At 69.7% G+C, this 21,284-nt stretch carries 16 protein-coding genes; 3 read left to right on the forward strand and 13 right to left on the reverse strand.

What is annotated here, in order from left to right:
- Positions 1-299: 299 nt before the first annotated feature.
- From AC5592_RS32000 to AC5592_RS32030, 7 genes are read right to left on the reverse strand one after another with little or no spacing between them, the layout of a single operon-like run.
- The gene (locus AC5592_RS32000) at positions 300-1,358 is read right to left on the reverse strand and encodes a UbiA prenyltransferase family protein (RefSeq protein WP_157122358.1); all 1,059 of its coding nucleotides are present in this window, start codon (positions 1,356-1,358) and stop codon (positions 300-302) included.
- Positions 1,352-2,311 carry a ScbA/BarX family gamma-butyrolactone biosynthesis protein gene (locus AC5592_RS32005; RefSeq protein WP_063066334.1) on the reverse strand — a complete coding sequence of 320 codons (960 nt, stop codon included), beginning with the start codon at positions 2,309-2,311 and terminating at the stop codon, positions 1,352-1,354. The genes AC5592_RS32000 and AC5592_RS32005 overlap by 7 nt, the downstream gene beginning before the upstream one ends.
- Complete coding sequence (locus AC5592_RS32010; RefSeq protein ID WP_063066335.1) at positions 2,308-3,210, reverse strand: nucleoside-diphosphate kinase; 903 nt, start codon at positions 3,208-3,210, stop codon at positions 2,308-2,310. Before AC5592_RS32010 ends, AC5592_RS32005 begins: the two co-directional genes overlap by 4 nt.
- Positions 3,207-4,301 carry an SDR family oxidoreductase gene (locus AC5592_RS32015; protein WP_063066336.1) on the reverse strand — a complete coding sequence of 365 codons (1,095 nt, stop codon included), beginning with the start codon at positions 4,299-4,301 and terminating at the stop codon, positions 3,207-3,209. The genes AC5592_RS32010 and AC5592_RS32015 overlap by 4 nt, the downstream gene beginning before the upstream one ends.
- Complete coding sequence (locus tag AC5592_RS32020) at positions 4,298-4,549, reverse strand: acyl carrier protein (protein ID WP_063066337.1); 252 nt, start codon at positions 4,547-4,549, stop codon at positions 4,298-4,300. The genes AC5592_RS32015 and AC5592_RS32020 overlap by 4 nt, the downstream gene beginning before the upstream one ends.
- Positions 4,549-7,905, reverse strand: a complete 3,357-nt coding sequence (locus tag AC5592_RS32025) for an AMP-binding protein (RefSeq protein ID WP_063066338.1) — start codon at positions 7,903-7,905, stop codon at positions 4,549-4,551. The genes AC5592_RS32020 and AC5592_RS32025 overlap by 1 nt, the downstream gene beginning before the upstream one ends.
- Positions 7,895-10,576 (reverse strand): phosphoenolpyruvate synthase, encoded by a 2,682-nt coding sequence (locus tag AC5592_RS32030; protein ID WP_232329649.1) that lies wholly within the window; start codon positions 10,574-10,576, stop codon positions 7,895-7,897. The genes AC5592_RS32025 and AC5592_RS32030 overlap by 11 nt, the downstream gene beginning before the upstream one ends.
- 270 nt (positions 10,577-10,846) lie before the next feature.
- Here AC5592_RS32030 and AC5592_RS32035 point away from each other — a divergent pair, with 270 nt between their 5' ends.
- From AC5592_RS32035 to AC5592_RS32045, 3 genes are all read left to right on the forward strand, one after another.
- Complete coding sequence (locus AC5592_RS32035) at positions 10,847-11,551, forward strand: ESX secretion-associated protein EspG (protein WP_063066339.1); 705 nt, start codon at positions 10,847-10,849, stop codon at positions 11,549-11,551.
- Between the two features lie 218 nt (positions 11,552-11,769).
- Positions 11,770-12,144 (forward strand): soluble NSF attachment family protein, encoded by a 375-nt coding sequence (locus AC5592_RS32040; RefSeq protein ID WP_036508059.1) that lies wholly within the window; start codon positions 11,770-11,772, stop codon positions 12,142-12,144.
- Positions 12,141-13,517, forward strand: coding sequence for a superantigen-like protein SSL4 (locus AC5592_RS32045; protein WP_063066340.1), 1,377 nt, complete (start codon positions 12,141-12,143; stop codon positions 13,515-13,517). The genes AC5592_RS32040 and AC5592_RS32045 overlap by 4 nt, the downstream gene beginning before the upstream one ends.
- Positions 13,518-13,577: 60 nt before the next feature.
- Here the strand turns inward: AC5592_RS32045 and proB are convergent, their stop codons facing one another.
- From proB to AC5592_RS32075, 6 genes are all read right to left on the reverse strand, one after another.
- Positions 13,578-14,696 carry a glutamate 5-kinase gene (gene proB / locus AC5592_RS32050; protein ID WP_036499487.1) on the reverse strand — a complete coding sequence of 373 codons (1,119 nt, stop codon included), beginning with the start codon at positions 14,694-14,696 and terminating at the stop codon, positions 13,578-13,580.
- Between the two features lie 107 nt (positions 14,697-14,803).
- Positions 14,804-16,264, reverse strand: a complete 1,461-nt coding sequence (obgE, locus tag AC5592_RS32055) for a GTPase ObgE (protein ID WP_036499485.1) — start codon at positions 16,262-16,264, stop codon at positions 14,804-14,806.
- Positions 16,265-16,390: 126 nt separating this feature from the next.
- Complete coding sequence (rpmA, locus tag AC5592_RS32060) at positions 16,391-16,657, reverse strand: 50S ribosomal protein L27 (RefSeq protein WP_025352062.1); 267 nt, start codon at positions 16,655-16,657, stop codon at positions 16,391-16,393.
- A gap of 48 nt (positions 16,658-16,705) precedes the next feature.
- Entirely contained in the window at positions 16,706-17,017 is a 312-nt protein-coding gene (gene rplU, locus AC5592_RS32065) for a 50S ribosomal protein L21 (protein WP_036499461.1), read from the reverse strand.
- 339 nt (positions 17,018-17,356) lie between these two features.
- Positions 17,357-20,785: a translation initiation factor IF-2 N-terminal domain-containing protein gene (locus tag AC5592_RS32070; RefSeq protein WP_084507511.1), complete on the reverse strand. Its 3,429-nt coding sequence runs from the start codon at positions 20,783-20,785 to the stop codon at positions 17,357-17,359.
- Between the two features lie 127 nt (positions 20,786-20,912).
- Positions 20,913-21,110 carry a hypothetical protein gene (locus AC5592_RS32075; RefSeq protein ID WP_157122360.1) on the reverse strand — a complete coding sequence of 66 codons (198 nt, stop codon included), beginning with the start codon at positions 21,108-21,110 and terminating at the stop codon, positions 20,913-20,915.
- Positions 21,111-21,284 lie beyond the last annotated feature (174 nt).

Here is a 21,284-nt window from a genome sequence, read left to right on the forward strand (position 1 = left end):
GGCCGCGCAGCCCGCCCGGGCCGGTCCGCGCTGCGCGGCCGTACGGCTGCGAGGCGGCGGACATCGGATACCTCCGGAAGGGTCGTGGTTGCACCCGACGCCACGAACGGGACACCGGACCGCGAGCCCGACGCGGCAAGGGCAAACCGCGCCGGATCCGGTGTGCCGCACGATGCGAAGGGGGCAATCCTGCGGCGCCGGGTGCTACTTCCAAGCGTGCGCGCTCGCGGCGGCCCGGTCACTGCCCTTTCAGTGGCCTTCCGATGCCCCTGGGCGTGAGGCCCTGCCCGCCATGGGAACTATCGCCAGGTCACGGCGGTGGCGATGAGAATCAGATACAACACCAGTACGAATACCACAGCCGGAACGACGGGATACGCGCGGGTGGCCGAATCCGACTCGCCCGCGGCGGGCGACGCCGCTCCGTTTCGCGCGGACTCGGACGGGGGAACTGGTGGTCGCATCCGCTCCGGCGAGCGAGTCAGGAACGATCCGGCCACGAGGACCGGAAGTAGCAACAGTCCCACCGGAATCCACGCCAGTGTCGCCCACGGCAGCGGATGGTCCCACGGCCGGCTCAGCGCCACCTCCGCACCCACCGCGAGGGCCGCGCAGCCCACAATCGCGCCGACACTCCCCCGCACCCCCAGGACATTCGAGTAGTACCACTGCCCAGGGCGTGCGTCCGCCGCCGTCTTGCGCGCGAATTCGAAATGGAGGAAGGCGCCCGCGAAGATCAGCGCGACCCAGGCTGTCCGCCACCCGGATTCGACCTGACCGGTGTCGATCGCCGAACGCACGAGGTACGCGATGATCCACAACTGCACCGGGTAGGTCACGGCCAGATTCAGCAGCAGATCGCCGCGGATCCGCGCCGATACGCCCTCCAGCCCCCACAGCGCCAGGCCGTACCCCATCGCCGCGACGACGAGCACCGCCGACCACCACGACAGCAGCGACGACACCGCTGTCAGCAACACCGCGAGCGCCCCGATCGCACCCCACAATTCGCCGACGCTCACCGCTCCCGTGACCAGCGGCCGATCCGGGTTGTGTACCCGGTCGTAGTCGAGGTCCTTGATCTCGTCCACCATGCGCAGATACAGCAGCAGCACCGCGACGACGACGATCCGCACCGCCGTGGCCCCTCCCGGACGCCACGCGAGGTCCGGATGCGACACCACCGCCGCGGTGCCCTCCACCGCCAGGACGAACATGACGGCGTAGAGCAGATGATGTGTTTCGTACCGCGCGACGGTGAAGCGTGCGATTCGCGCGACGGCCGATCCGCCCAGGCGACGTCGCCCCGGAGTCGAAGCCTGCTCGGACCGGCCGGTGGGCGCGCGACCGCTCAGCATTCCGCCTCGTCGGTGTCGTAGCGCAGGCCGATGCGGGCGGCCACCGCTCCGCACTGGTGAATTTCGCAATCGACCTGTCCCGGAACGGCATCCGAGGGGCGGGTCACACATTCGGCGCGGTGGTCCAGCTCCACGAACTGCTCGAAGGAACTGGAGACCCCGATCAGCCGGCTCGGCTCGGACACCGACATCGCGGTGACCGTCTGCCGTGCCGCCTCGAGCAGCACACTGCCGGGCACGTGATCCACGGTGTGGTCGAACAGGATCGGGTGGCCGGTGTCGATCGCCAGCTCGGCGACCGCGGCCGCGCCGACTCGCCGCAACGGGCCGATCACCACATTGCGCCCGTTGGCCCGGCCCACCTCGACCGCCGCGGCCGGCTGCCCGGGCGGCAGCGCCGCGCCGATGTCGCCGAGGCCCAGCCCCGTGCGCAACCCGCCGCGCAGCGCCTCCCACCGCGACGGCGACACCCAGGTGAAGGATCCGTCCACGATCATCAGCGGCTCACCCCCGCATTCGATGTCGAGCACCATATCCACCCCCTGCAGCACCTCGCCGCGCCGATGCCGGCGCGAAATCTGCACCGACATCACCAGATCCGCGGGCGCGGACCCGATCACCCACCTGTCGCTCTCCGCGACCGCACCGTTGAAGGTGCGCACCACGAACCCGAAATCCTGTGGTACGCCGAAGTATTCGTGCGTGAGAGCGATCGCCGCCTGCCGGGCGGCCTCCATCACCAGCATGGGGTCGTAGGTGTCGTCCCACGGAGCCAGGTGGTCGCCGTAGAAGGCGTGCATGCGGGGTAGCTGGGCGCCGACCACGAACTCGTCGGACCGCGCGGCGTGCAGCGAGGTGACGAAGACCTCCGACACCGCACAGCGGTGGGCGAGATGGCGGGAGATGGTGTGCACGTGGCTCGCGGTCGGGATGGTCGCGGTGTCGATCGTCATGGTCGTGCCTCCAACCAGTCGTGTGCGGATACCGGGGGCAGGGTCTGGCGCCGCCCGCCGTTGCGCATGGGCAGTACATGGGAACCGAGGACGACGGCCGACCAGGGATCGATCGCGCGGCCGGTGGCCCAGGCGCGACGCAGCATCAGCGCACAGTCCTCGTCGCGATCCGGATCGAAGTCCGCCGGAACGTCACCGACGTCGGCGACCAGTCGCGCGGCGGCGGCCGAACGCCCGAAATCCCTTGCGGGCGTGCGGGAATACAGCTCCGCGGCGCAGGCGGCGGCTTCGACACCGCGGTCCCGCCCGGACTCGATCTCCCGCAGCACCCGCGCACGGGTGTCGCTGTCGAAGTAGATCGCGAACTCGCGCAGCACGTCGGCCGGATCGTCGGGCGAATGCACCAGATTCAGCAGGTAGCTGTATCTGCCCAGCAGATAACGCAATTCACCGGGCTGCCGCTTGACCGGATCGGTGGGGCCCTTGGCCGCCGTGAGCCGCACCGGGGTCGGCAGCGCGGTGGGTTCGCCGGAGACGACGAGGACCAGCGCGTCGGAGATCTCGGTCAGCAGATCGGCGAGCCGCCGCCGCTCCGGTGAGGCGATATTCCACGCGAAGTACCACAGCGCGCGCACCAGATGCCGGTCCACCGCGCAGGTGCGCGCCGCGACGATACGGAAATCGTTGTCCCGCAACCACTGCAGTGTCGGTTCGACGGCCCGGGCCACGATCGCATCCGGTTTCAGCAGCAGCAGCGAATATCGGCGAGAGAAGTCGGCCGCGTCGAGGCCGGCCGCACCGAGCTCGTCGACCGTCTCCTGAACGTAGGTGTCCTCGGCATAGGCGGCCGCCTTGGCCGGCAGCGGAGTCGACGCCGCCAGCAGTTGCGCCAGATTCATCGGCTGCCTCCCACGGTCGCGTCCGGGCCGAAGCGCGCCAGGATCTCGGTCACCGACGGCAGCGGATCGCCGAGGTAGCCGCTCTCCAGGCAGTGGTCGAGGAGCAGTCGCAGATACGGCTTGCCGCTCGGCGGGCAATCCCGCCCGAGCAGGGCATGTGTCGCGGTGGTGTCGAACAGCGGTCGGCGGGCGAAGTAGCTCGTGTAGAGCGCGCCGATGCGCAGGAAGTATTCACGCTCCAGCGGGTCCAGATCCTCCACCGCGAACGAGGCCTCGGGCACGAAGGTCGCGACCTGGAAGGAGGGATATTCGGCGAGGACGTCCGAGATGTCACGCAGCGAGAGGGGATCGGCGCCGACGGCGTGAAAGGTCTGTCCCGCAGCGGAATCGAAGTCGGTCGCGGCCTTGGCGATCACGTCGGCGACGAAGTCGACCGGTGCCGGCGCGATCGTGGCGTCGTAGCGGCCGGGCAGTGAGCGCAGCTTGCCCTCGACGATCAGCTTCACCACGGTGTAGAGGTTCTTGTAATCGCGGATCACGCCGGTGCCGGTGGCACCGGTGACGACACCGGGGCGAACGACCGCCCAGCGCAGCCCCGGCGTGCAGCGCACCTGGCGTTCGGCCCGGAACTTACTGTCCTCGTAGCCGTTTCCGAAGGCCTGCCCGACATCGAGTTCCGCCTCGGCGACCACACCCGCCCGCATCCCGCACACGTAGGCGGTACTCACGTACACCAGCGGCACGTTCCAGCACAGCGCCAGTTCGATCGCGTGCGCGGTGCCACGCACGTTCAGTTCCTCGTAGTCGCCGGCGGTGGCGTCGAAGGCCGTGGTCGCGGCCGAGTGCACGATCATGCCGACGCGGGAGCCCAGTTCGGCGGCGTCGTGCCCGGAGAGGCCGAAACCCAGCCGCCGGACGTCGCCGCGCACCGTCTCGATGCCGTCCATCTCGGAACCGTCGTTGCGGATGATCCGCGCAGTGCTGTGTACCAACCCGACCACGGGCCGGCCCGCCGCGCCGAGGCGCGCCACCACCTCCGCACCGATCAGGCCGCCCGCGCCGGTCACCAGGACGGCGTCGTGTCCGGTCACAATCGCACCTCCTCGATCAGGGTCACCACATCCCCGATACGGCGCACACCGGCCAGCTGTTCGGGCCGGTAACGCGGTAGTCCGAAGGCCTGTTCGAGCACGAGGGTCAACTCCATCAAACGAAGCGAGTCGAATCCCAGATCCTCGATCAGCCGCAACCGGTCGCCCGGGTCGGCGGGCGGAGCCGGCGCCATCGCGACGACGAGCCGGCGCACCCGTTCCGCCACTGGGCCGTCCACATTCGTCATCACTGTCCTCCGTCGCGCTGGTGGGGTTGCCGCCCGCCCGAGCCGAGCAGGTCGCGGGCCTCGTCGAGCGGCAGTTCGGTATCGAGATAGGCGGCCGGGCGCAGCCAGTCGTAGCTGATGTCGAGCGTGCGCCGCCATTGCTCCCGCGAATCGAACGACGCCGGAAACTGTGTGCCCCCGGCGATCTCACGCACGGCGGCCGCGAGTTCGTCCAGCACGGCCAGCTCGTCCAGGCCGCTCGCGCCCGATCCGAGGACCGCGGAGAAACGCGGGGCCGACGCGCGGTCGACCAGCTCGCGTAGCGGTCCGGCATCCGGCACCATCGCGGCCAGCGTCCGTCCGGGTGCGACATCCGGGGGTAGCGGGTGAATACCGTAGGTGGACAGCGCCATTCGCACGCACATCGCGATCACGCGATGCGCCGCGATATCGGCGACGGCACCCTGCCCCGCTTTCACCGCCCCCATCAGGTCCTCGCGGGCGTTCTCCAGCACCACGTTCGACCAGACCACCTCCATCGCGCAGGCGACGAATCGCTGGGCCGGAAGTGGTGACAGGGTCGCGATCTCGCGGTCCGCGCCGCCACCGGCGAGCCCGAGCGCGGGCATCCGCGTGGACGGAATCGGCGTGACCGGGCGTACCGGCTTGCACATGGCGAGCGCGGGACGCAATGTCTCGCCTCCGCGCAGGGACAATCCGATGAAGCCCAGGCGGACGAATTCGGCGAGTTCCGTGCCGATCGGCGCCCGGCGCAGTATGTCGGCGACCGACTTGCGCGTGACCACGCCCCGCCACGCCGCGGCGCCGCGGTCGGAGAGTGCGAAGACGTCCCGATCGTCGCGCAGCACATGGATCCGGTCGCCGATGGGCCACGTGGTCACGCCGTCGACCCGGGCCAGCAGAATCCGATCGGGATCGTCGGTGACGTCGTCGATGCCGAATCGCCGGGCCAGGGTGAGCGTCTCGTCGAGCGTCGCGCCGGGCGGGAGTGCACGGTAGGCGTCGACCCGCTCCGCGATACCGGGATCGGCCGCCACGAGCCGATCCAGCTGTCGCGGAACCCATTTCGTCTCGATATAGGTCTCCCCACGCGTCGCGGCCCACGATTTGACCGCCTGGAGCAGGCCGTCGCGAGCCCACCCGTCGGCTTCCGCGTCCGCGCCCATGGCGCGCAGCGCGACCGCGAACCACAGCGCGTGGCGGCTCCGCCGTGCCCACCAGCCGGACACGGTCTCGGCGAAGCCGTCGGCGGCCACCAGCGCCAGCAACCCGTCCAGATCCACGGCCGCGCTCGACCGCAGCACCGTCGCATTGCGGAACCGCTGGCAGCGGTTCAGCACATCCTCGTCGAGATCACCGCCCGCGCCGGTCACTCGCTCGAGTTGCGCGCGCAGTTGCGCCTCGGATCGGGTGCGGATCTCGATGCGGCGGCCGTCGGCGAACACCACGGTCGGTAGCGTCGGCATCTGCTCGTCACCGGGCGCCACGATCAGGAAGTCGATATCGGAACCCTCGTTACCGAATCCCTCCGCCAGCGACCCCTCGAACAGGGCGGCGGAATTCGGTGGGATCGAGACCGTTTCCAGTGCCGCGGCCAGCAACCGCTCGGCACGATCGAGCGACAGCGCCGGCGCGGTGGAGACACTCGTCGCCGTGGTGTCGGCGCCGGGATGTTCGGTGGCGCCCGCCAATCGGCCTTCGGTGTAGAGCTGCCACATGTGCCGGCGGCGCGGTTTGCCGCTCGAGGTGCGGCGGATGAAGCCGCGCGGTCCGGTGACGACGCCGGCGGTCCCCGCCGGGCCCAGTTCGCCGCGCACCACGGTCCGGGCCCGGGTGATCCACTCCCCCGGAGCGGTTTCGGCGAAGAGCACGATGCCGGGTGCGGCGCCGCCGGTCAGCGAGACCGCCGCGAGCTTTCCCTTGGTGATGCCGGTTTCGCGCGCCACCCGGGATTCGATGTCCTCCATGAACACCGACCGCCCCCGCACCTTCAGGCTCGTGCCCATCCGGCCCAGCACGAAAACCTCGTCGTGGTAACGGAATCCGGCGTCGCCGGTGTAGAGCCGGCCGTCGGTGATGCGGGTCGCGCCGCCGGCGCCGTCGGTATACCCGAGTGCGACCGAATCGCCGATCACCACCATTTCGCCGAGCACCCCGTCGGGCAGTTCGCGGCCGTCCTCGTCCACCACCACGACGGTGGATTCGGGAGTGGAGTAGCCGAGGCCGGTGATCCAGCCCGGGCCGCTCACCCACCGGTCGTCGGCGAGTACGACCTCCGCGACGATCCGCACCGGCTCACCGGGGCGCAGGGTCGCGGTATCGACCCGCAGGGCCGTGAGCGGCCGGTCGCGCGCCGAGGAGGTGACCATCAGCGTGGCCTCGGCCAGACCGTAGGCGAGGGTGTAGGCCCGAGCGGAGAAACCGCGCGCGCCGGTGAGTTCGGCGAAGGACCGCAGATCCTCGACTTCGACCGGTTCGGAGCCGACCGCCAGGGTCCGCCATCCCGACAGGTCCAGATCGGCGATGTCGTCCGGCGAAACCCGATGTGCCACATAACCGAGCGCGAACGACGGCGACGGCGAGTGCTGGGCGTGCGCCATCGCCCGCAGCCAGCGCGCCGGATCGCGCACGAACTGATCCGGCCGCATCAGATAGAGGTCACCCTGATTGGCGACGGTGGTGAGGAATGCGCCGACCAGGCCCATATCGTGGTAGAGCGGCAGCCACGAGACCATCGCCTCGCCGGGTCGCCAGTCGATCAGCCGGCTGATCATCCGGATGTTGTTGGCCAGGTTGTGCCACGACACCCGCACGCCGCGCGGGGTTCCGGTGGACCCGGAGGTGAATTGCAGCAGTGCCGTCTCGGCCGCGGTTGCGAGCGTCCGGTCGGCGGGTGATCCGGTGTCGCCGACGACGACCGGTTCGTCGGCACGTCCGGCCGCGGTCATCGCCTCACGGACCAGTGTTTCGAGCTCCACGGAGGTCACGACCACGCGAGGTGCGGCCTGGTCGAGGATCGCCGCGACATGCGAGATGTACTGGGCCATATCGGCGAACATGGGCGGGGCGATGGGCGTGAACACCCCACCGCACGCCCACACCGCGTAAAAGGCGGCGACACAGGGGAATCCGGTCGGCATGACGACGCAGACCCCGGCCTCGTCACCGCCCCCGAGACCTCGTTCGCGGAGCCGGCCCGCGACCGACCAGGTCAGTTCGGCGAGTTCCGCGTAGCTGCGGAACTGCCAGCCGTCGGCTTCGTCGGCGAGGTGGATGCCGGTGGTGGCGGCGGGATTCACCAGCCAGCCGCGCACCAGTGCCTGGTCGTCGTCGGTGTTCCGCAGTTCACTGGGCATCGGCTGCCTCCCCTTCTTCGAGCACGGTGACGGTTCCGCTGCTGCCGTCGACCCGCAACGGCATACCGGTCCGGACGGATCTGGTGACACCCGGAATCTGCACCACCGTCGGCACACCGAGTTCGCGCGCGACGATGGCGACATGGGTGAGCGGGCTGCCCCGCTCGACGACGAGAGCCGTCGCCGACGGCAGCACCGCCACCCATCCCGGATCGGTTCGATAGGTGACGAGCACACCGCCCGCCACGTCGCGCGGCTCGTCGACCACCACCGCCGGGCCCGTGCCGACCCCACCACCCGACGGCGTACCGGTGAAGACCGAACCCGCTGTCGCGGCCGGGGTGTCGGTGATCGGCACCCATCCGGCCGCCGCCAGTTCGGCCGGGCCGAAACCGCCACCGTGGGTGACGAAGCGGGCCGGTGCGACCAGGCGCGCGTCGGCGGCGCGCTGCTGTTTGCGGGCGGCGACCACCGCCCGCAGACCGGCCGTCTCGCCGCCCTCGTAGCAGCTGCGCAGTTGCGGCAGCGTCAGGTAGAACACATCGGAGAATTCGTCGATGATATTGCGCCGCACCAGGTCTCGTCCCATGATTCGGATGGTTCGTTTGACCATGCCGAAGGCGCGGGTGCGGCAGAAGCGCAGACTTTCCCGATGCCCCGCACAGCGAGACACCTTGCGTCGCAACCGTTCGTAGATCGCGCGGCGCCAACCGCGCAGATGCGCATCCAGATACCGTTGCGCGTCGTCGGCGGCGCGATCCTGTTGTTCCGGCAGTGCGGCCAGCAGCATGACGAACAGGCCCGACGGATCCTCCCGCAGATCCGGCGTCTCGAGCTTCAGTTCGTCGAGGCTGCGGTAGCCGTAGCGGTCGATGTACTCGTCGACGCGCGCCCGGAACTCGTCCTGGCCCGCGGTAACGAGCGCGTCGTAAATGCCCTCCGGGGCAGTGCTTTCCAGTAGCTTGCGCAGATCGTCGTGCTGCCGCACGATCGCGGCGAGCGCCGACATGGCACGGGCCGGCTCGGCGGATTCGACGTCGGCCCCGGGCCCGGCGACGGCGTAGAGGAACCACTCCGGCGCCTTCGGCAGGAAAATCCGGGTGAGGACGTACAGCAGGCCGGTGAGGGTCAGCAGCATCGCGTCCAGCACCATCATCGGACCCCAGCGGTGCACCAGTTCCCGATCGAGTTCGCGATAGCGGGCGTAGGCCTGCGCCCCGGTGTCGGCGCTGTCGTCGTGGGATTCGAAATCGTCGTAGACGCGGTAGAAATCGTCGAGGAACCGCCGCATCATCGCGTCGATCCCGGCGATGCGGCGCAGATAGATCACGGTGGTGCGGGCCCGGGACACCACCCGCCGCAGCGGATTGCCGAAGGTGAACGGGCGCAACGTCTTCGCGATGTCGTCCGGCAGTGGTTCGGCCACGCCGAGTGCTGCCTCGAGTACCCGGCGGTTGAGCGGATAGCCCGGCGCGATGCCGACCATCCGATACCAGTGCAGCAGGTTGTAGTAAACGCGGCCGTGAAAGTAGCCGAGCAGCACCGGAGTCCAGCTGTCGGTCTGCGCGACCTGCGGCTGCGGCACCCCCAGGGATTCGGCGTATCCGCGGTACACCCGCCCGTAGATATCGGCCGCGGTGGTGAAGGTGAGCGGTGAGGTGATGCCGCTGAAACTCTCGATGATGTTGGAGTTGTCCCAGATTCGCAGATCACCGTCGGGCACCGCTTCACCGGCGCCGCGCAACGGGTCCCCCACCACCGTGGTCACCGGCCGCGCCTGCAGCACCCAGAGCCGGTCCTCCGCGTCGAAGGCCCACTCGACGTCCTGCGGGGCGTTCGTCGCCGTCTCGATCCGGCGGCCGACCTCGATCAGCCGGGTCACCTGCTCCGGAGTCAGCGCCGGGCGTGCCCGCAGCGCGGGATCGACGTCCACCGCGATACACCCCTGGTCGCCGTCGGGACGGTAGCGAGTCGCCTTCTCGCCCAACACCGTATCGATCGCCGTGCCCGAAAATTTGTCCACCACATGGGTATCGGCGTCCACGGCGCCGGAGACCAGCCCTTCGCCCAGACCGTAGACGGCGCTGATCAGCATCCGGTCCGTGGCGCCGGTGCTCGGATCGCAGGTGAACAGCACACCGCTGGTCTCCGCCGCGATCAGGCGTTGCACCACGACCGCCGGCATCTCCGGGAGTGCCAGTCCGTGCGCGAAACAGTAGTTGATCACCCGCGGCGACAACGCCGACGCCCAGCAGGCCGTCACCACCGACGCGATCGCCTCGGCCCCCGAGACGTTCAGGAACGAATCGAACTGCCCGGCAAACGAATACGCGGTGCCGTCCTCCACCGCCGCCGAGGACCGGACCGCCACCGGGGCACGGCCCAGGCGCTGCCACACCTCGTCCATCGCCGCGACGAGGGCATCCGGGGGCGTGGCGGTCATGATGCTCGCGCGTAACCGGGCACCGCGGACCAGCGCCTCGTCGAGATCGGGCGTGCGAACGAATTCCGCTGCCGCCGCGACGATCTCGGCGGGCATGTGCTGGAACATCTCCGGCTCGACGACCAGCCAATCCGGCACCGGCAACGACGCATCACGCAACCGACGCAGCCCGGCCGCTTTCCCGCCGGCATCCGCCGCTTCGGCAAGGCCCGCTTCGGATTCGTGCACCAGGTCTCCTGTCATCGCGGACCGTGCGCCTGCCCAGCGGTCGCTCGCAGAGTTCGTAACGGTATATCTGAAATGTTTCCGTTTCGGAATACCGGTGATCGGATATCCCACCGGCCGCGGTGCGCAGGCGGTCACCGGGGCGTTGTCTCGATATACCGGCCGCGCTCGCCGGTGTTAACCGAAATCCGAACAAGATCGGCTGGCCGCCCGCCGGGAGCGCGGCTACGCTACGTTGAGGCTCGTGACGATCGGTGGAGGGTGTAATTCGGCGTGAGTTGGTCATTCACACCGGACGAGTTCGCGCACATCTGGCGCGAAACCGACCTCGATCGCCATCCCTTCCCCCTTCGCATCCTCGAAACCCCGCGCACCGAGGACGAGGCGGCCACCTTGCGCAAAACCCTCGAGGCACGGCTGCCGCTCGGCGCGGACCCGGACCTTTCCGCCTGTCTGCGTATCCTGGCCGCACCGCACACCCGTGTGGTCGCGATCGGCGGCGCACACAGTCCGGGGACCGAGATCCGGGCGGTGGCCGCGGCGATCTACGACCACGCCGTGCTCGCGATCCAGGAACCGGGACGCACACCCGGATTCGGCGGATCCATCCGAATGTCGATCGGGCATACCGGCAAACTGGGCGCCCGCATCGCCGCGCTGCTGCCCGACTGCCCGGCCGGAGGTGAACCCGCCCGCTCGGCACCGACCGAGGCGATACGCGACGACGACTGCCCGCGGCCGGTCTCACCGCCGGCGCCGCGCATCCGCCGTCTGCTGCTGAAACCGCATAGCGCCGAAGGGCATATCCGCATCGAGGCCGGCCTGGACCGGCCCACACCGCCCGCGCCGCTGTACTACACGTGGATCGACGTCGCCGAGGACGGGCGCTATCTCATCAAGGCGGGCGACGAAGTCCATATCGTGCCCGCGAGCCGGCAGCAGATCGGCACTCACCTGCAAAAACGCATTCCGCGATGACTGCGACGGGCGCGGATTCGGGCAACTCGGGCTGACCGGACATCGCCGGAACCAGTAAGCTGGGTCGACCTGCAGCCTCACCGGGAAGCCGCCCTCCGGGCGTTCCCCGTCGGCTGTGTGATTGCAGCCCGATGGGGAGCCCGTACGTGGTAGTGCTCCGCTGCCGCCTCCGGCCCTCCCCATTAGGCTGATCGGACCGACCGATCTCAGGGGTGCGCATGACGATCGAGACCAGCCAGGCCGATATCACCCGTTTCTTACAGGCCGCGCGCGGGGGAACCGTCACCTTCGATCCGGCGGCCGCGCGTGGGTGCGCGGAGATCTATCAGCAGCAGGCCGACCGGCTTCGGGAACTACAGCAGCGCCTCGATTCGGTGGCGCAGCTCAGCGGATTCGGGGGCTTCTTCTCCGCTCAGCAGTTGCAGGCCGGATTCGGCCGCAAGGCGCGCGATGCGGCCGAACTACTCGACCAGTACATCGCCGCCGCCTACCGCATGAAAGAGGCCTTCCTGACCAGCGCCGGGCTCTACGAGGAGGCCGATTCCGCGCATGCGGCCGCGCTGCGGGCGATCTCGTCCGGACTGTCACGATGAGCGCCGAATTCCGTTACGGGCCGGCCGCATCGCACACCGACCCCCAATACGTCAGCGCCATGGAACATTTCGAGTCCATGACACACGAACAGATCCACACCGGAACGGAGAAGATCGAGGCCGGTGAGATTCTGCAGGCCTCCCTGATCTGGCTGGAGGCGGCCGCCACGCTGACCGGTTCGATGCCGGCCACCCGCTCACAGGTCGAACGAATCATGGACCATGCCGGTTGGCAGGGCCCGGCCGCCGAGGCCGCCGCCGCGAGCGCGCACAGTTTCGCCGCCTCCGTCGACGAATTGGCCGCCGTCTTCGGCGAGGTCGGCGCGCGGCTCGGTGCGGTCGCCGGCGCCGCGGAGGCGGTCAAACTGGCGGTACCGCCACCGGGCGATTCCGGGCCGGTGGGCGCCATCGCCCGAGTGTTGGAGGCCGCGCACGTGATCGATGCGCGCATCGCCGAGGAGGTCATGCGTCAGGAGGCGATTCTGGCGATGAACATGATCTACAAACCGGCCTACTCCGCGGCGGGCACCGCGGTCCCGGCGCTGCCCGAACCCCCGGCACAAGCCGACCCGGCCGGACCGCGGCCCAGCGCTCCCGCGCGCCCGAACGGCGACCGTCCGCAAGCGCTCCAAAGCCCTACCGCCCCACCGTCGTCCGAGTCCGAGCCCTCGACACCGGACCAAGCTCCGAACTCGGCCACTGTGCCCGGTGCACCCGCGTCGCCGCAGCCCGAACCCGCACCCGCACCCGCACCCGCACCCGCACCCGCACCCGCACCCGCACCCGCACCCGCACCCGCACCCGCACCCGAGAGCACGGCACCGGCGCCTCCCCACACGCAACCCGCACCCACTCCCGGCGACCCGGCCCCGAGTTCGTCGGCCCCGGCACCCGCCTTGCCGACGCACGATCCGGGCCCCACGCCGACCCCGGCGCCGCCGGCCTCTTCCGCCCCCACCTCGCCGGACCCGACACAGCCACCCGCACCGTCCAGCCCGAGCAGTCCGGTGCCACCGCCGGGTCCCCCGACGACCGGCCCGGATGACGCGCCACCCGTCACCCCCGCCCCCGCCGCACCGGCTGCGCCACCATCCGACACCCCCGCCCCGCAGTCGCCCAACCCGTCGGCATCCGCTCCACCGCCCCAATCCCCCACGCCCGCACCACCTCCCGCCCCGCAGTCGCCCGACCCGTCGGCATCCGCTCCGCCGCTCCAACCCCCCGCGCCCACACCACCTCCGGCCCCCGTGCCACCCGATCCGTCGGCGCCTCCGCTCACCGACCAGGAAGGTCAGCCGGGTATCACCGGCCCGATCCCGAACACCGATACGCCGACGACTCCCGACCAGCCCGGGGTGTCCCCGCCGGGTTGAGCCGAGGTCGGAAGCGCGAGAGATTTCGCCAGGTGCGCGGCCGGGGTGGTGCCGAGAGCCCTACACCTTGACCAGATCGTCGGCGTGAATGACAGGGCGTTGCATACCTTCCGGCAGTTCGGAGGTGGAATGGCCGGCCATGGCCTGTAGTTCGGTGCTGTCGTATTCCACGACGCCCCGAGCCACCGTGCGACCGTCGGGGGCGAGCAGGTCGACCACATCGCCGCCGTAGAAGCGACCCCTGACGCCGGTGATACCGGCGGCGAGGAGTGAGCGGCGCGAATGCGCGACGGCTCTGACGGCGCCTGCGTCGAGGTGGATGGCGCCGCGGCTGTCGGCGGCGTGGCGGACCCAGAACTTGCGCGCCGACAACCGGACCGGACGCGCGGCGAAGGCCGTGCCGACCGAGGCGTCGCGCAGTGCCAGCGCCGCATCGGAGGCTGCGGCCAGCAGGACGGGCACGCCGGCGTCGGCGGCGAGGCGGGCGGCCGAGAGCTTCGACGCCATACCGCCGGTGCCGAGAGCACCGCCGCTGCCGGCGATCACACCGTCGAGGTCGGCGCTGCTGCGCACCTCGGGAATGAATGTGGCGGCGCCCCTGCGGGGGTCGCCGTCGTAGAGACCGTCCACGTCCGACAGCAGGATCAGCGCGTCCGCACCGACCAAGTGCGCCACCAGCGCGGCCAGCCGGTCGTTGTCGCCGAAGCGAATCTCCTCGGTGGCGATGGTGTCGTTCTCGTTGACCACCGCGACCGCGTGCAGGGCGCGCAATCGGTCGAGGGTGCGCTGCGCGTTGCGGTGATGTTCGCGCCGGGCGAAGTCACCCGCGGTCAGCAGCACCTGCCCCACCACGCGATCGAATCGGGCGAACGAGGTTCCCCAGGCGTGGGCCAAGGCCAGTTGGCCGACGCTCGCCGCCGCCTGTTTCGTCGCGAGATCCCTTGGGCGGGCGGCCAATCCGAGCGGGGCGATGCCGGCGCCGATCGCACCGGACGACACCACCACCACATCCGAGCCCGCGCGCATCCGCGCCTCGATCGCCTCGGCGAGCTTGTCCAGGCGCGCGGTGTCGAGTCCGCCCTCGAGGCTGGTCAGCGCCGACGAGCCGATCTTCACCACCACGCTGCGCGCGGTCCGGATCGACTGCCGAGTAGTTACCGCTCCCTTGTCAGAATCCACGTGTGTCACAACAACACTCACTCACTTGACACGCCACCACCGTGGCGCACGACGACAAACCGGACCGATACGCCCGCGCACACCGGAAATACCGGCGTGGCGGGCGATCACGGTTGGTCCTCGTCCTCCGAGACCAGGCCGCGGCGTACCCGGGAGGCATGTTTGCGCTCGGCGGCGGAGATGCGGTCGGTCTGGTCCAAGCGGGGGTCGGTCCCGCGCCCGGTCATCACCATATCGACACCGGCCGAAATCTGCGGCTCCCATTCGAAGCTCACATCGCCGATGGTGACCTCGGCGCCGGGCACCGCACCCTGGCGGACCAGCTCGTCCTCGACGCCGAGGCGCGCGAGCCGGTCGGCCAGGTAGCCGACGGCCTCGTCGTTGTCGAACTGCGTTTGGCGCACCCACCTTTCGGGGCGCTCGCCGCGAACGATGAATCCGCCCTCGACCTCCGGATCGGGTGCGACGGTGAAGCCGGTCTCACCGGCCACGACAGGCCGGATCACCGGACGCTTCGGCGCCGCCTTCGGATGCGCCTCGCGATATTCGCGGACCATATCGGCCAGCGCGAAGGTCAACGGGCGCAGACCTTCCCGGCTCACCGCGGAAATCGTGAACACCGGCCAGCCGCGTTCGGTGAACTCGGGCGTCACCATCTCGGCCAATTCGGCGGCGTCGGGGATATCGGCCTTGTTGAGGATGACCACGCGGGGCCGGTCGGCCAGATCGCCCAATCCGGCGTCGGCCTGCAGGGCCGGGCGGTAGGCGGCCAGTTCGGCCTCGAGCGCGTCGACATCGGAGATCGGGTCCCGGCCGGGTTCCAGTGTCGCGCAATCGACTACGTGGGCCAGCACCGCGCACCGCTCGAGATGCCGCAGGAAGTCCAGCCCGAGGCCGCGTCCGTCGCTGGCACCGGGGATCAGACCCGGCACATCGGCGACGGTGAAGGTGGTGTCACCGCTGGAGACCACGCCGAGATTCGGCACCAGCGTGGTGAACGGGTAGTCGGCGATCTTGGGCTTGGCCGCGGAGAGCACCGAGACGAGTGAGGACTTTCCTGCCGACGGGAAACCGACCAGGCCGACATCGGCCACGGATTTGAGTTCGAGAACGAGATCGCGCTCCTCGCCCTCCTCGCCCAGCAGGGCGAAGCCGGGGGCCTTGCGGGCGCGCGACACCAGCGCCGCGTTACCGAGACCGCCGCGTCCACCGCGGGCCGCCACGAACCGGGTGCCCGCGCCGACCAGATCGGCGACGACCTCACCGTCGTCATCGATGACGACCGTGCCGTCGGGCACCTTCAGCAGCAGTTCCCCGCCCTGTTTGCCGTCGCGGTTGCCCCCCTCGCCGGGTTTGCCGTTACCGGCCTTGGCGTGCGGGTGGAAATGGAAGTCCAGCAGCGTGTGCACATTCGGGTCGACTTCGAGGATCACATCCCCGCCGTTGCCGCCGTTGCCACCGTCGGGTCCGCCGAGCGGCTTGTACTTCTCCCGATGCACCGAGGCACAGCCGTGACCGCCCTTACCGGCGCGGACGTGCAGTACCACACGATCGATGAATTTGGACATGCCAGCTGGACCTCTGTGTTTCGGTGGACGGTGGTGGTGAGCCTCCCGGAACGGCGAACGGGCCAGGGTTTATCTGCTAAACCCTGGCCCGCTTCGAAGAGTGTGTGGAGAAGGCTCCGGCGCGGCTCAGGCCTGCGCCGGCTCCGGTACCACGATGTTGACGGTCTTGCGGCCACGCTTGGTGCCGAACTGGACCGCGCCCGCCTCGAGGGCGAACAGTGTGTCGTCACCGCCACGACCGACGTTGACGCCGGGGTGGAAGTGGGTTCCGCGCTGGCGAACCAGGATCTCGCCGGCCTTGACGGCCTGGCCGCCGAAGCGCTTCACGCCGAGCCGCTGAGCATTGGAATCGCGACCGTTGCGAGAGCTGGACGCACCCTTCTTATGTGCCATGGCTGAAAACTCCTCGATTCGAAACCGGGTGGTTTCGCTAGGTCGAAATTACTTGATGCCGGTGACCTTCAGGACCGTCAGCTTCTGACGGTGGCCCTGACGCTTGTGGTAGCCGGTCTTGTTCTTGAACTTGTGGATCCGGATCTTCGGGCCCTTGGTCTGCTCGACCACTTCGGCGGACACCGAAACCTTGGCCAGCTTGTCGGCATCGGTAGTCAGCTCGGCGCCGTCAACCACCAGCACCGGCGACAGCGATACGGCCGCGCCCGGTTCACCCTCGATCTTCTCGACCTTCACCAGGTCACCGACCGCGACCTTGTACTGCTTTCCGCCGGTCTTGACGATCGCGTACGTTGCCATCGGTCGGCTGCCCTCTTTCCTCAACTAGTGCTCGGCACTCTGCTCGCACGGCCGCGTGCCGGTGGACACCGGCAACCGCCGTACGACTGGTCTGATAGTCACCGCCGCCTCGGCACTTCTTCCGTACCGGAGGGCTCGTTTCGAGCCGGATCTCATGACAGCGCAGCGTTTTCTCAACACAACACGGTGCTGTCACCGGGCAGCGACTGTCCAAGATTACAGGACTGCCACCCCCCGCACCAAACCGGGGCGCCACCGCTGTGAACGCGGTCCGCAGCGGCGCCCCGCCCGCCGTGCGGGCGGGGCCTGTGCTGCGAGTTCTCCGGTCCGGCGACCGGATCAGTTCGGCGATTCCGGCGCGCCCGCGGCTCGTCCGGCGGCCCGGCGACGGGTCCGCTGCCGCGGGGTCACCTCGGCCGGAGCCAGCTCGTCGAGCGAGAACTTCGGCGCGCTGTCCTGATCGGCGTCGGTCAGCACGAAGACCGCGCCCCGGCTGTCGGTCGACGGAGCCGACGCGGTGCGCGCCACCCGGCGACGGCCACGACGGGCACCCGTTTCCGGAGCCTGCTCGGCGGGCTTCTCCTCGGCCGGTGCCGGAGTAACCGCGGGCTCGGCCGGCGCCGACTGTGCTCCGACCCGGCCTGACACCACGGGCCGCTCGGGCTCCGCGACCGGCTCGGCAACAGCAGGTTCGGCCGCCACCGGCTCGGTGCCGTCACGTTCGGCGGCCACAGGTTCGGCCGCTTCCGCTGCGACGGACTCGACTTCGGCGGATTCGGCGACCTCGGCCGCCGCGGCCCGTCCGCGTCCCCGGCGCGAACCCCGTGAATCCTTGGCCTGCGGCCGCGATTCGACCTTCGCCTCGACCGGCGCACCGGCCTCGGCCACCTCCTCGTCGGTGTGATGCGCGGCCATCGCGAGCGCCACCGGATGAGCGCGCTTGGCGGCCGCATCCTCCTCGGGATGCGCATCCGCGGTGTCCGTCGCGGCGATGCTCGTCTGCTTGGTGTCCTTGTCGCGGTCCTTGTCCTTGCGACGGCGACGGCCTTCGCGGCGGCCGGACCCCTCTTCGGCGGGGGCGGTCTCGACCGGATAGTTGTGCACGATGATGCCGCGGCCGTGGCAGTGCTCACAGGTGGTGGAGAACGCCTCGACCAGTCCGGTGCCCAGCTTCTTGCGGGTCATCTGGACCAGGCCGAGCGAGGTGACCTCCGACACCTGATGGCGGGTGCGATCGCGCCCGAGCGCCTCGGTCAGCCGGCGCAGCACCAGATCCCGGTTGGATTCCAGCACCATATCGATGAAGTCGACGACGATCATGCCGCCGATATCGCGCAACCGCATCTGGCGCACGATCTCCTCGGCGGCCTCCAGATTGTTTCGGGTGACCGTCTCTTCCAGGTTGCTGCCGCCGGATCCGGTGAACTTGCCGGTGTTGACGTCGATCACGGTCATCGCCTCGGTGCGGTCGATGACCAGGGTGCCGCCGGAGGGCAGCCACACCTTGCGATCGAGAGCCTTCGCCAGCTGCTCGTCGATGCGCAGGCTGCCGAAGACGTCGACGCCGTTGTTCTCGTAGCGCTCGACCCGGGCCAGCATGTCCGGTGCGACGGTGCGGACGTAGTTCTCGACCGTCGTCCACGCCCGGTCGCCCTCGATGACCAGCTTGGAGAAGTCCTCGTTGAACAGGTCCCGGACGACCTTCACCAGCAGGTCCGGCTCTTCGTACAGGGTCTTCGGCGCGCCCGACCCGTTCTCGGCCTGCTTCTCGATGGTCTTCCAGGTGGCCTGCAGCCGCTCGACGTCGCGGGCCAGCTCGGTCTCGCTCACACCCTCGGACGCGGTGCGGATGATCACTCCGGCGTCCTGCGGGACGATATCGCGCAGGATCTCCTTGAGCCGCTTGCGTTCGGTATCGGGCAGTTTGCGGCTGATACCGGTCGAGGTCCCGCCCGGGACATAGACCAGGAAGCGACCGGCCAGGCTGATCTGCGTGGTCAGCCGGGCGCCCTTGTGCCCGACCGGATCCTTGCTGACCTGCACCAGGACGGTGTCGCCGGGTTTGAGGGCCTGCTCGATCTTGCGTTCCTTGCCGCCGAGCCCGGCGGCCTCCCAGTTCACCTCACCGGCGTAGAGCACGCCGTTGCGGCCGCGGCCGATGTCGACGAACGCCGCCTCCATGCTGGGCAACACGTTCTGCACCTTGCCCAGGTAGACGTTGCCGACCATGGACGCGGTGCCGGTGTTGGTGACGAAGTGCTCGACCAGGATGTTGTCCTCGAGCACGGCCACCTGCGTGGTCGCACCGACATGCGAATGTTCGCCGGCCGGGAACGACTTCTCGCGGACCACCATGACCCGGTCGACCGCCTCGCGGCGGGCCAGGAATTCCGATTCGGTGAGGATCGGCGGGCGGCGGCGACCGGCCTCGCGACCGTCGCGACGACGCTGCCGCTTGGCCTCCAGCCGGGTCGACCCGCTGATGCCCTGCACCTCGTCTACCGTGCGGCGCTTGTTACGCGGTTCCCGCTCGTGCACGACGGTGTTCGGCGGATCGTCGTCGGCGGGCTCGGATTCGTTGTCCTCACCGGCCTTGCGGCGACGGCGACGGCGGCGACGGCGGGTGGAACCCTCCGGCGTCGAACCCGAGTCGTCGTCGCTCTCCTCGCCGGTCTGCTCGGCAGCGTTGTCCTCGGCGGATTCGTCGGCGTCGGCGTGCGCCTCGACGTCCTCGTCGTCGGAGTCGTCGTCGGACTCGTGATCGGCGTGCTGCTCACCCCGGCCCCGGCCGCGACCGCGGCGGCCCCGGCGGCGGCGACGCGAACGACCACCGTCCTCCTGCTCGTCGCGCGACTGCTCGTCGTCCCAGTCGCCGGATTCGGTCTCGGTCTCTGCTGCCGCGACGGTCTCGGACTCCGCGGGTGCTTTCTCCGGCGCGGGTTCGGCGACCTTTTCGGTGGCCTTCTCCGCGGCCTTTTCAGCCTTCTCCGCGGCCTTTTCAGCCTTCTCAGCGGCCTTTTCGGCGGCCTCGGCCTCGCGCTCGGCACGCCGGCGGCGGCGCATCTCCTCGGCGGCCGCGGCATCCGGCGGCAGGAACAGCGGCGCGGCCGCGATACTCGCCGGCTCGAAGACGACCGGCTCCTCGCGCTGCGCGGCGGACTGCTGGAACGGGCTGGTGAACAGCGACGTGTGCGGCGCCGATTCGGGCTCGCCGGATGCCGCCGGCGACTCTGTCGCTACCGGCGATTCCGATATCACTGCCGGGTTCGCAGTGCCGGCGGTCTCGACGACGTCCGCGGCCTGCGCGGTACCGGTGACCTCGGTTTCGGCGACCGCGGTGGATGCGCCGGACTCGCTCGGCTCGGGTTCGCCGGCCGTCTCCGGCGCGGTGGCGGTCTGCGCGGTATCGGCCGCGGCGGTGGATGTGGTCGCCGGAGACGCACTCTCGGCGGGCGCCGGAGCAGGCGTCTCGGCCTGTTCCGTCGCGGGCTCGGCCACCGGTTGCTCGGTGCCGGCCTGTGGCGGAACGAGCGCGTCGCGCACGGATTCGGCGACGGTCCGGTCCAGGCTGGATTGGGCGCTGCGAGCTTCGGCGCCCAGTTCGGTCAGATGGGCAAGGATGCGTTTGCTGGTGGTACCCAGAAGTTTCGCCAGCGCGTGCACCCGGATACGTTCGGGCAACTGCGCTGCCTCCCCTACCCCGGCCACCTCGGTAGAGGTGGAATCACCATTGCTCTGCGACGTTCCTTGCGGCTCTTGATCGGCCACGAAATCTCCTCGGGCCCCCGGGCGCGTCCCACTCGTACGAGAGTGACGCGGCCGACGCGGGGGCGCTGTCCGTTCGCCTCACGCCTGTGGCGCAAGGTCTGATGGTCTCGCCCCGCGTGCCCGGTTATCACCTGTTGTACGTCGTTCGGGCTAACTGGTCACGCGGCGCCTGGCTGTTGGCTTTCACACCTGAGCTCGAGCGCTCATCCAGCGTGCCGCCGAACAGCCGAGTCTTGGAACCGTCCGGGGCAGCGATGATCGGCGTCGAGCCGCGGTGCCATTCGGTTGCGTTCGCCACCTGCCCCGATAGGCGGGCGTCGATCACATCCGCTTCCAGTATCCCACACAGCGACCCACTGGTACGTCATCGGAGCGTGCCCGCACCGTTTCCGTGGCCCGACCGGGGAGACTTTCCTACACCTGAGTAGGTCTTTTCCGGCGGATGCGGATCACCCGTTGGAGTGTCGCCGCGACCCACGAGCAAATGATCACGGTGGCG

Source organism: Nocardia violaceofusca NBRC 14427 (genome assembly GCF_963869435.1).
Classification (GTDB): domain Bacteria; phylum Actinomycetota; class Actinomycetes; order Mycobacteriales; family Mycobacteriaceae; genus Nocardia; species Nocardia aobensis.

What these genes read in the sequence shown, in the direction of transcription:
- obgE (WP_036499485.1), bottom strand. Translation starts at nt 16,264, where the DNA reads ATGTCCAAATTCATCGATCGTGTGGTACTGCACGTCCGCGCCGGTAAG.
- AC5592_RS32010 (WP_063066335.1), bottom strand. Translation starts at nt 3,210, where the DNA reads ATGAATCTGGCGCAACTGCTGGCGGCGTCGACTCCGCTGCCGGCCAAG.
- AC5592_RS32040 (WP_036508059.1), top strand. Translation starts at nt 11,770, where the DNA reads ATGACGATCGAGACCAGCCAGGCCGATATCACCCGTTTCTTACAGGCC.
- AC5592_RS32000 (WP_157122358.1), bottom strand. Translation starts at nt 1,358, where the DNA reads ATGCTGAGCGGTCGCGCGCCCACCGGCCGGTCCGAGCAGGCTTCGACT.
- AC5592_RS32045 (WP_063066340.1), top strand. Translation starts at nt 12,141, where the DNA reads ATGAGCGCCGAATTCCGTTACGGGCCGGCCGCATCGCACACCGACCCC.
- rplU (WP_036499461.1), bottom strand. Translation starts at nt 17,017, where the DNA reads ATGGCAACGTACGCGATCGTCAAGACCGGCGGAAAGCAGTACAAGGTC.
- AC5592_RS32020 (WP_063066337.1), bottom strand. Translation starts at nt 4,549, where the DNA reads ATGACGAATGTGGACGGCCCAGTGGCGGAACGGGTGCGCCGGCTCGTC.
- AC5592_RS32025 (WP_063066338.1), bottom strand. Translation starts at nt 7,905, where the DNA reads ATGCCCAGTGAACTGCGGAACACCGACGACGACCAGGCACTGGTGCGC.
- rpmA (WP_025352062.1), bottom strand. Translation starts at nt 16,657, where the DNA reads ATGGCACATAAGAAGGGTGCGTCCAGCTCTCGCAACGGTCGCGATTCC.
- AC5592_RS32005 (WP_063066334.1), bottom strand. Translation starts at nt 2,311, where the DNA reads ATGACGATCGACACCGCGACCATCCCGACCGCGAGCCACGTGCACACC.